Here is an 11,424-nt window from a genome sequence, read left to right on the forward strand (position 1 = left end):
CACCCCACAAGCCCATCCCCACCGCCACGAGCCCCACCGCCCCCGGAAACCCGAACCTCGGCGATCCCGGCGCCGATAAGCCCGATCCCGGCAGTTCCAGCCCCGGCAGTTCCAGCTCCAACAACCCCAGCTCCAACAACCCGAGCCCCGGCAACCCGAGCTCCGACACCCAGAGCCCCGGCATGCCCATCCACACTCCCGCCGCAGTTGTCCACAGCTCCGCCGCGACCACTCCCGCCCTGTCACCCCCAACCGGTAACGTGGAAATCGGGGGTCCCCAGGCCGGGATGATCTTGGAAGTGGCCGGGGAGGCGGCGGGAACCGGTGTGGTTCCGTCCTTCGTGGACGCCGGTGCGGAGTTTGTCCACAGCCTGTCCGCGCGGGCTTCTGGAGTGTCGGTTCCCTCGGGTAGCGTGGAAATCGGGGGTCCCCAGGGCGGAATGATCTTGGGGGAGGGGGAGCCGCCCGCGTGGTTGGTGGGGGTTTTCTCCGAGTTGCTGGGGATCGCGGCGGAGGAACTGGATTCCACCGCGTTGTTCGAGGACCTCGGGGTCGAGTCGGTGATGTTGGCCGAGTTGATGACAGCCATCGAGGGGCGGCTCGGGCGGCGGTTGGAGCCCGGGACGCTGTTGGAGAACCCGACCCTCCGCGAACTCGCCGGTGCGCTGGGCGTCGCCGGTGTCGGACCGGCCGCGGTGGTGGGGGGTGACCCCCTGGTCTCCACCGTGGAGCGGCCGTCCGCGCCCGCCCCGGACCTGCCCCGGCCGGGGCGGGCGCCGGGGGGACGGGAGATCGCGGTCATCGGGATGGCGTGCCGGTTCCCGGACGCGCCCGATGTGGGGGCGTTCTGGCGCAACCTCGCGGCCAAGAGGTGCTCGGTCACCGAGGTGCCGGGCAGCCGGTGGGACACCGCGGAGTTCTACCCGGGGACGGCCACCAGCAAGTGGGGGGCGTTCGTCGACGGGATCGAGGACTTCGACGCCGAGTACTTCGGCATGGGGGCCGAGGAGGCCACGTGCCTCGACCCGACGATCCGGCTGTTCCTGGAGGGGACCGCCGCCGTGCTGGCCGACGCCGGGTACGGCGAGCGGGAGCTGTGGGGGCGTGACGTGGGGGTGTTCGTCGGGGCCCGGATGTCGAACTACCGGGAGCGGACCGGTGCCCGCGGCGGGGCCGCGGGGATGGGGACCGACCAGAACTTCGTCGCCGCGCGGGTGTCGCACCAGTTCAACTTCCACGGGCCGAACATGGTGGTGGACAGCGCCTGCTCCTCGTCGCTGGTCGGCATCCAGCTCGCCTGCCGCAGCCTGCTCGACGGGGAGTCCGAGGTGGCCGTGGCCGGTGGGGTGGACGTGCTCCTCGACGAGCAGCCCTACCTGGAGTTCAGCGCGGCGGGCGCCCTGTCGCCGGACGGCCGGTGCTTCACCTTCGACGAGCGGGCCAACGGGTTCGTGCCCGGTGAGGGCTGCGGCGTGCTCCTGCTCAAGACGCTCGACCGCGCCCTGAGCGACGGCGACCGCGTCCACGCGGTCATCCGGGCCGTCGCGGTCAACAACGACGGGCACACCATGGGGCTCACCACCCCCAACCCGGCCGCGCAGGCGAAGGTGGTGCAGCGCGCCCTCGATGCCTCCGGACTCGGTGCCCGCGACATCGGGCTGGTCGAGGCGCACGGCACCGGAACCATGATCGGCGACCCGATCGAGGTCCGCGCCCTCACCGACGTCTACCGCCGCACCACCGCCGACACCGCCTTCTGCGCCATCGGCAGCGTCAAGTCCAACATCGGCCACCTCCTCTCCGCGGCCGGGATGGCGGGCGTGCTCAAGGTCGTCCTCGCCCTCAAGCACCGCCAACTCCCGCCGACGCTGTTCTGCGAGACCCCGAACCCCCGGTTCGACTTCGCCGCGTCGCCGTTCACACCGAACACGGAGCTGCGGGCCTGGGAGAGCGCGGGGCCGCGGGCCGCCGCCGTCAGCGCCTTCGGCCTCGGCGGCACCAACGCCCACCTCATCGCCACCGAGCACGTGCCGACCACCCCGCCCACCCGCGAACCCCTGCCCGCCCCGGTGTTCCGCCGCACCCGCCACTGGCTCGACCGCCCCCACCCGCCGACGCCCCGCCGGCAGGTGGGGACGGCGCAGGCGGGTCCGGTCGTCGGGCGGCAGGAGGCGCAGACCCGGGCGGCCTGGCCGCAGGCACCGGTCACCCCGGTGAGCGGGCCGGTGGAGGGGACTGCACCGGTCGGTTTCCCAGCCGCCTCGGCGAGCGGAGCGACGGGGGGAGCTTCGCCGGTCGGGTTCTCGGCTGCCTCGGCGAGCGGGCCGGGGGGAGGGGGGCCGCAGGGCGGGTTCCCGGTTGCTCCGGTGAGCGCGTCCGCACCAGCGGCTCCTGTGGCGAGCTGGACGCCCGGGGTGGGTGGGGCCGACGGCGGGTCGCCCCCGGGTGGGGCAGTCGTGTTCGCGGGAGCGATCGGGCAGGTCGGGGGTGCGCCGCTCAATCCTGTGCAGCCCGGAGGGGCCTCCGCGCAGGACAGTCCAGTGGTCGAGCTGCCTGCCCAGGGGGGTCTGACCGCCTCCCTGCTCACGCTGACCTTCGCCCACCCACGAGCCGAGGGATGACCATGTCGACCGGTATCGAATGCCACCTGGTGCTGGCGCACTCCGACTTCGTCATGCGCAACCACCGCGTGCACGGGGTCTCGGTGATGCCGGGGGTCACCTTCCTCGACATCGTCTTCCGGGTGTTGGCGGCCCAGGGCGTCGACACCACCCGGGCGGTGGTGCGCGACGTCCTGTTCCACGAGGCGATGGTGACCAAGGACGGCCACGACCGGGACGTGCGGATTCGCATCGACCCGGCCGGGCACGTCACGGCGTCGAGCCGGTGGCTGCGCGGCGGTGAGCCGGTCTCGGAGTACCGGGACAACTTCCAGGCCGAACTGGTCTTCGCCGACCTGCCCGAGCCCGCCCCGGTGGACCTGGCCGCGCTGCGGGCGGGAACCAGGGTCGTCGACATGGACGAGCTGTACGCCAGGGCCAGGGCCGAGGAGATCCGGCACGGCAACGCCATGCGCTGCTTCGGCGAACTGCGCCTCGGCCCGGGGCACCTGCTGGCCGAACTGTCCCTCGACGCGGAGACGGCCGCCACCGACGGCGCGTTCCACGCCCACCCGGCGAAGCTGGACTGCTCCACCCTCGCCGCGTTCGGGCAGATCGCCCCGCTCAACGAGGAACCCTTCATCCCCGTCCACATCGGCGAGTTCCGCGCCCCCCGCCCCATCACCGGCCGGGTGTTCGCCTACGTGCCCCACCCCGAGGTCATCGCCGAGTCCGGTGACGTCATGCACAACGACTACACGATCGTCGACGAGCACGGCCGGTTCCTGGCGTCGTTCGGCAAGCTCACCTGCAAGCGCATCCGCTTCCCCGGGCTGATCACCCGCCTGCTGGACGTCGAGCCCACCGCCCCGCAGCCCGCACCCGGCCCGCGCACCACGCCCGAGCAGGCAGCCGTGCAGCCCCAGCCCCAGTTCCAGCCCCAGTCCCAGCCGCAGGCCGAGGGGCCTGCCCCGCTGGCGGTGGTCGTCGACCACCTGCGCGGCATGGTCGCGGCGTCCCTCGGTGTCGACAAGTCCACCGTCGACACCAAGGCGGGCTTCTACGCCCTGGGCCTGGACTCCGTCGCGATGCTCGGGATGAGCCGCGAGCTGGAGGCGTACGTGGGGGCGGCGCTCTACCCCACCCTGTTGTTCGAGTTCTCCGACATCGCCTCCCTGGCACAGCACTTGCATGGCACATACAAACCCGCCGCGAGCCCACAGGCGCCCGAGTCGGGTGCCGCCCCGGGAACCGCCGAGACCACGACGATCCCGACCGACTTGACGGTGCACGCCTTCACCCCGGTGTGGTCCCGCCAGGACACCACCCCGGGCGCCACGCCCACCGCGGTCACCGTGCTCGGGGCCACCCCGGCGCTCAAGGCCGAGCTGGGCAGGCACCTCACCCTGGTCGACGGGGGTGCGACCGACTACGTGCTCATCGCCCCCTCACCGACCGACACCGACCCCGACACCGGCACCGACACCGCAGGCACCGCCGCAGCGGTCGGCGCCGGGATTCCCGGTGCGTACCGTGCGTTCACCGAGTTGGCCAAGTCGCTGGTGGAGGCCAAGGCGCCCGCCCGGGTGGTGTTCCTGCACCCGGGTGGGCCGGAGAACGCGGCTGTGGCCGCGCTCGCCCGCACGGTGACGGCCGAGACCTCCCTGCTCACCACGAAGGTGGTCGAGGCCGACCCCACGGCCGAGACCGTCCTCGCGGAGTTGGCCGACGGCTTCGCCGACTCCGAGGTCCGCTGGGTGCGGGGGCGCCGCGAGGTGGTCCGGTTCGCGCCCGCCGCGACCACGCCGGGAACGCCGAAGCAGCGCGGGGTCTACGTCATCACCGGCGGCGCGGGCGGGCTCGGGCTGCACCTCGCCGACCGGCTGGCGACCGCGTACCAGGCCCGGCTCGTCCTCATCGGGCGCCGGTCGATCACACCGGAGCTGGCGACCCGGATCGCGGGCTGGGAGGACACCGGCGCCCAGGTCCAGTACCTGCGCGCCGACATCGCCGACGCGACCCAGGCCAGGGCGGCCATCGCCACCGCGCGGGCCGTCTTCGGTGCCGTCGACGGGGTCTTCCACTGCGCCGGGCTGGTCCGGGACGGGCTGTTCTTCCGCAAGGACGACGCCGACGTCGCCCAGGTCCTGGCCGCGAAGACGGCGGGGACGCGCAACCTCCTCGAGGCGGCGGGCGGTGTGGAGACGTTCGTGACCTTCTCCTCGGTCTCGGCGACGCTGGCCAACATCGGGCAGAGCGACTACGCCTACGGCAACGCCTACGCCGAGCACCTCACCGCCGCGCACGGCGGTCTCGCGATCGGCTGGCCCTTCTGGGCCGACGGTGGGATGCGCGTCGACGACGAGACCCTGCTCCGGGCGGGGAAGGCCACCGGCACCTGGCCGCTGCCCACCGAGGTCGGCCTCGACCTGCTCTGGTCGGCGCTCGGCGGCACCGGCCGCCTCGTCGTCTCCCACGGTGAGGCGGACCGGGTCCTGGCGCTGTTCCCGCAGCCGCAAGCCCAGCAGGAACAGGGCGAGCAGCACAGCCACGGCACCGAGCCGGGCCGGGAAGCGGGGCAGGCGCCCGGGTCGCGGCTCGTCGCGGACTCCCGGGACGGGCAGGACAAGGACATAGCCATCATCGGGATCGCCGGGGAGTACCCGCAGGCGCCGGACCTCACCACCTTCTGGCACAACCTCGCCGGCGGCGTCGACAGCGTCACCGAGATCCCGGCCGACCGGTGGGCGCACGCCGACTTCTTCCACCCGGACAAGGGCACCGACGGGCGCAGCTACAGCCGCTGGGGCGCGTTCCTCGACGGGGTCGACCGGTTCGACGCGCCCTTCTTCGGCATCTCCCGCCGGGAGGCGGAGCGGATGGACCCGCAGGAGCGGTTGTTCCTCAAGACCGCGTGGCGCGCCGTCGAGAACGCCGGGTACCGGCCGGACGCCATCGCCGGGCACACCGTCGGGGTCTACGTCGGGGTGATGTGGAACCACTACCAACTGCTCGAGGCCGACGGCGTGCACCCGACCGCCATGCACTGCACCGTCGCCAACCGCGTCTCCTACTGCCTGGACCTCAGCGGCCCGAGCATGGCCGTCGACACCGCCTGCTCCTCCAGCCTCACCGCCGTGCACCTGGCGGTGGAGGCGCTGCGCGCGGGGCAGGCCACGATGGCCATCGCCGGTGGGGTCAACGTGTCGGTCCACCCGCAGAAGTACGTCCAGCTCAGCGCGGGTCAGTTCCTCTCCGCCGACGGCCGGTGCCGCAGCTTCGGGGAAGGGGGCAGCGGTTACGTCCCCGGCGAGGGCGTCGGCGCGGTGCTGCTCAAGCCCCTCGCCCAGGCCAGGGCCGACGGTGACTTCGTCTTCGGGGTCATCAAGGGCACCCGGCTCAACCACACCGGCAAGGGCAGCGGCTACACCGTGCCCAGCCCCACCGCGCAGGCCGGGGTCATCCGCCGGGCCGTCGAGGACTCCGGTGTCCCCGCGCACACCATCGGCTACCTGGAGGCCCACGGCACCGGCACGTCCCTCGGTGACCCCATCGAGATCGAGGGCGTCCGGCGGGCCTTCGGCGACCTGGAGCCGGGCGGCCGGGCGATCGGCAGCGTCAAGTCCAACATCGGGCACCTGGAGAGCGCCGCCGGGATCGCGGGCATCAGCAAGGTGGTCATGCAGATGCTGCACCGCGAGCTGGTGCCGTCCCTGCACGCGGACACCCCCAACCCGCACATTGACTTCGCCGCGTCCCCGTTCGCCGTGCAGCGCGAGCGCGCCCCCTGGCACCCGGTGGCGGGGGAGTCGGTGCTGCGCGCGGGGGTCAGCGCGTTCGGGGCCGGGGGCGCCAACGCCCACGTCGTGCTGGAGAGCGCGCCGCCGCCCGCGCCGCCGGAGCACGCGCCGGGGCCGTACCTGTTCGTGCTCAGCGCCCGCGACCGCGACGTCCTGCACACCTACGCCGGGCAGTTCGTCGACCTGTTCGCCGCCATCGAGCAGCGCGACGCCGTGGGTGACCCGGCGCTGGTCGCGGCCCTGACGACGCTGGTCGCGGACATCCTGGGCGTGCCCCAGGACGCGGTCGCCGCCGACGAGTCCCTGGCCGACCTGGGGGTCGACGCCCTCGGGCTGGACCGGGTCCGGGCGCTGCTGGCCGAGCGGGCGCCGGGGACCGTCGCCGAACTGGGCCCGTCGAGCACCTGTGCCGAGCTGACCGCGCACGCGGGTGCCACCACGCCCTCGGTCAGCCTGGCCGACATCGCCCACACCGTGCAGACCGGTCGCCCGATGCTGGCCGAGCGGGTGGCGGTCGTGGCCACCACCGCCCGCGAGCTGCGCAGCAAGCTGGAGGACTACCTGGCGGGTGAACGCGCCCCCGGCCTGTGGACCGCCCGCGCGGGCGACGACGCCTCCACCGCCGACGAGCTGGTGGACCTGTTCGCCGCCGGGGAGCTGGCCGAGCTGGCCGAGCGCTGGGTCGGCGGGGCCGACGTGCCCTGGTCGCGCTGCCACGCGGGCAGGCAGGTCCGCAGGCTGCCGCTGCCGACGTACCCGTTCAAGGAGGAGCGCTACTGGCTCGGCGAGTGGAAGGCCGCCGCCCCCCAGCCGGAAATCGCCGCCGAAACCGAGCCGGAACCCAAGCCGGAACCCGTGGCGGAGCCGCGATCCGAGGCTTCGCTGTCGGTGGCGGGCGCCACGCGCGCTGAGGTGCTGGCTGCCATCGAGGACGCCGTGTGCGCGCGGCTGTACCTGCGCCGCGACGAGGTGGACGCGCGGCTGAGCTTCAGCGAGATGGGCCTGGAGTCCGTCGGCGCCGTGGAGGTCGTGCGGGAGGTCGGGGAGCGGTTCGGCGTCGAGGTCGACCCGGTCGCCGTCTACGACCACCCGACGATGGATGCGTTGGCCACCCACGTCCTTGACCTTGGGCCCGCCCCCCGCCCGGCCCCGGTGCCGACCGGGCCCGCGGCCGCCGACGCGCCCATCGCGGTGATCGGCATGTCCGGCCGCTTCCCCGACGCGGAGGACCTGGACGAGTTCTGGGCGAACCTGGTCGCGGGCAGGCATAGCTTCCGCCCGGTGCCCAAGGACCGCTGGGACGTCGACGCGGTGCACAGCACCGACCGGCTCGCCGAAGGCCGCACCTACAGCAGGGTCGGCGCCATGCTGTCCGATGTGGACCGCTTCGACGCGGCGTTCTTCAACCTCTCGCCGCTGGAGGCGGAGGCGATGGACCCGCAGCAGCGGCTGTTCCTGCAGCAGGCGTGGGCCGGGCTGGAGGACGCGGGCTACGCGGTGGGCAAGGCTGAGAAGACGAGCTGCGGCGTGTTCGTGGGCTGCGCGCCCGGCGACTACAGCCTGCTGCTGGCCGAGGCGGGCCGGGCCGACAGCGGCCACGCGTTCCTCGGCACCACCAGCTCGATCCTGCCCGCCCGCATCGGCTACTTCCTCAACCTCGACGGCCCGACCATGGCCGTGGACACCGCGTGCTCGTCGTCGCTGGTCGCGGTGCACCTGGCCGCTGACGCGATCCGCCGCGGCGAGTGCGCCATGGCCGTCGCGGGCGGGGTGGCGCTGATGGTCACCTCGCAACTGCACGTACGGGGCAGCCGGGTCGGGATGCTCTCGCCGAGTCAGACCTGCGTCCCGTTCGACGCCTCCGCCGACGGAACCGTGCTCGGCGAGGGCGTCGGGGTGGTCGTGCTCAAGCGGCTCGACCGGGCCGTCGCCGACGGCGACACCGTGCACGGGGTGCTGCTGGCCTCCGGCGTCAACGGCGACGGCAAGACCAACGGCATCACCGCCCCCAGCGCCGCCTCCCAGGCCGCGCTGCTCGCCGACACCTACCGCCGCGCCGGGCTCGACCCGCGCGGGATCAGCCTGGTCGAGGCGCACGGCACCGGCACCGCGCTGGGCGACCCGATCGAGGTCAAGGCGCTCACCGAGGTGCACCGCCGGTCCTCCGCCGACGTCGGCTACTGCGCGATCGGCTCGGTGAAGGCCAACATCGGCCACACCACCATGGCCGCCGGGATCGCCGGTCTGCTCAAGGTCCTGCTCGCGCTGCGGCACGGCGAGCTGCCGCCCGCACCGGGCTTCGACAAGCCGAACCCCAAGGCGGACCTGGACAACAGCCCGTTCGAGGTGGTGTCGGACCGACGCCCGTGGGCGGTCGACGGCAGGCGGGTCGCCACCGTGTCCAGCTTCGGTTTCAGCGGCACCAACGCCCACCTGGTCGTCGCCGAACCACCGGCCGCGGCGAAGACCCCGTCCTTTGGCGATCACGTCATCCCCCTTTCCGCCCGCACCGAGCGGGCGTTGGCCGAAACGCTCGACCGGCTGCGCGCAGCCCTGACCGACGACCTGTCGTTGGCCGATCTCGCGTTCACCCTCCAAACCGGACGCACGCACTTCGCGGTCCGGACGGCGTTCACCGTAGGCAGCGTCGCCGAATTGCGCGAACAGTTGTCCACAGGCCCGACCCGCACCAGCGCACTGGCCCAGGAGTACGTGGCCGGGCGGGACCCGGTGTGGCCCGCCACCGGCCGCCGCATCCCGCTGCCCACCTACCCGTTCGCCCGCGACCGCCACTGGGTCCTCGACGCGCCGCGGTCCGCACACCCCTACCTCGGCGAGCCGGTCGACGGCGTGTTCACCCTGACCCTCGGACCCACCGACTGGGTCGTCGGCGAGCACCGCATCGGCGGCCACAACGTGCTTCCCGGTGCCGCGGGCATCGACCTCGCCGTGTCCGCCGCGCTCCGGGCGGGCGCCGAGCAGGTGCGGCTGTCCGACGTCCGGTGGCTGCGCCTGATCGAGGCCGACACCACCCGCACCCTGCGCCTGCGCGTCGACGGCACCGCTTTCTCCCTCTACGCCGACGATCCCGCCGCCCCGAGCGCCCGCGGCACCGTCGCGCCGTTCACCGGCACCACCGAGACGGTCGACGTCGCCGCGATCCGCGCCCGCTGCGCCGGGCGCGTGCCCGCGCACCGCCACTACGAGGACTTCACCGCCGCGGGCATCGACTACGGCCGCGCGTTCCAGGTGCTGACCGAGGTGGCGTTCGGCGCCGACGAGGCACTGGGCGCGCTGGCCCTCCCGGCGGGCACCGACCTCGGCTTCGCCCTGCACCCCAACCTGCTCGACGGCGCCCAGCAGACCGTCGCCGCGCTGGAGGCGCGCAGCGACGCGCCGCTGATCCCGTTCGCCATCGACACCGTCGAGGTGTTCCACCCGCACGTCGTCCCGGCGTACTCACATGTTGTGCGCTCCGGCGGCGAACACACCTACACGGTCCGGCTGATCGACAGCACCGGTCGGGTATTGGTCCGCTACACCGGGTTCGCCCTGCGCGCCCAGCGCAACCCGATCGAGGACACCCTCTACGTGCCGGTCTGGCGGGACGCCCCCGCGGCTCCGGCCGTCGACCCTGGCCGGGTCGCCGTCGTGCACACCGCCGACGCGGGCGCCTTCGCCGCGGGGCTGCGCGGTGCGGTCACCGTGGTCGTCCCGGACGTCGGCGACCCCGACCTGTCCGCGCTCGACGCCCCCTTCGACACGCTGTACTACGTCGCCCGCGTCGCCGAACCCGGGGTGGCGCCGGAGGTCGACCGCAGCACGCTGGGCCTGTTCCGCCTGGTCAAGCGCCTGCTCGACGCCGGGCGCGGCAAGGACCGGATCACGGTGAAGATCGTGCTCGGCGGGGCGCTCGGCGCGGCGCCGGACGAGCAGGTCCGCCCGCACGCGGCCGGGCTGCTCGGCCTGGCCAGGGCCGTCGCCGCCGAGTGCCCGCGCTGGACCGTCGGGTGCGTGGACGTCGGCCTCGCCGGGGTGCCCGCCGAGCGGGTCGTCGCGGAACCCGGCGCGCAGGACGTCGTGCTGCTGCGCGGGGGCCGCAGGCTGGTCCGCGAGTTCGAGCCGCGCAGGCTGACCCCGCCGGTCGGCGCCACCCCGTTCGTCGAGGGCGGCACGTACCTGCTGGTCGGCGGCGCGGGCGGGATCGGCTTCGCGCTGAGCAGGCTGCTCGCCCGGATCGCCGGGGCGAACCTGGTGTGGATCGGCCGCAGCCCGTTCGGCCCCGACCACCGGCGCAAGGTCGACGAGATCGCCGCCCTGGGCGGCCGGGCGCTCTACCTGTCCGCCGACGTCGCCGACGCGACCGCCTTGCGCGCCGCCGTCGCCGAGGCCCGCGCCACCTTCGGCCCCATCAGGGGCGCCGTGCACGCCGCGCTCGACCTGCGCGACCGCACGATCGCCAACATGGACGTCGACACCTTCGAGGCCGGGCTGGCGCCCAAGGTGGCGGGCTGCACCGCGCTGGCGGACGTGCTGGCCGGGGAACCGCTCGACTTCCTGCTGGTCTTCTCCTCCGCGGTGTCGTTCGTGGAGGCGGGCGGGCAGGCCAACTACGCGGCGGCCAGCACCTTCGAGGACACCTTCGCCCACTGGCTCAACCTGCGCCGCGACCACCCCGTTTCCGTTGTCAACTGGGGGTTCTGGGGCAGCGTGGGCGCTGTTGCCACCGACCGGATGCGGGCGGTCTTCGCCGGGCTGGGCGTGGAGTCGATCGAGCCCGCCGACGGCATGGCCGCGCTGCGCCGCGTGATCAACGCCGGGCTGCCGCAGGTGCTGGTCATGAAGGGCGACCGGGCGCGGCTGCCGGAGATGGGCATCCAGGTCTCCGGGCTGGCCCCGGCGCCGGTGGTCGAGCAGGTGGCGGTGGAGGGGCCAGCCGAGGCCGACGCCGTCCGCGCCTACCTGCGGCGGGTGTTCGGGGAGGTGTTGAAGTCCGACGCCGCGTCGCTGGACGAGTACGCGAC

The 11,424-nt window shown here is 73.8% G+C and carries 3 protein-coding genes; 2 read left to right on the top strand and 1 reads right to left on the bottom strand.

Going from position 1 to position 11,424, the window contains the following annotated elements; genetic code table 11:
- Positions 1 to 190: hypothetical protein (locus UO65_RS38475; RefSeq protein WP_233427896.1), on the bottom strand; the 190-nt coding region annotated here is incomplete at its 3' end.
- Positions 191 to 440: 250 nt separating this feature from the next.
- Here UO65_RS38475 and UO65_RS30025 point away from each other — a divergent pair.
- Both UO65_RS30025 and UO65_RS30030 read left to right on the top strand, forming a co-directional pair.
- The gene (locus UO65_RS30025; RefSeq protein WP_052022002.1) at positions 441 to 2,621 is read left to right on the top strand and encodes a beta-ketoacyl synthase N-terminal-like domain-containing protein; all 2,181 of its coding nucleotides are present in this window, start codon (positions 441 to 443) and stop codon (positions 2,619 to 2,621) included.
- Positions 2,622 to 2,623: 2 nt separating this feature from the next.
- The coding region (locus UO65_RS30030) for an SDR family NAD(P)-dependent oxidoreductase (RefSeq protein ID WP_161784542.1) at positions 2,624 to 11,424 on the top strand (8,801 nt) is incomplete at its 3' end.

This window comes from Actinokineospora spheciospongiae (assembly GCF_000564855.1).
Taxonomy (GTDB): Bacteria; Actinomycetota; Actinomycetes; order Mycobacteriales; family Pseudonocardiaceae; genus Actinokineospora; species Actinokineospora spheciospongiae.

What these genes read in the sequence shown, in the direction of transcription:
- UO65_RS30025 (WP_052022002.1), top strand. Translation starts at nt 441, where the DNA reads ATGATCTTGGGGGAGGGGGAGCCGCCCGCGTGGTTGGTGGGGGTTTTC.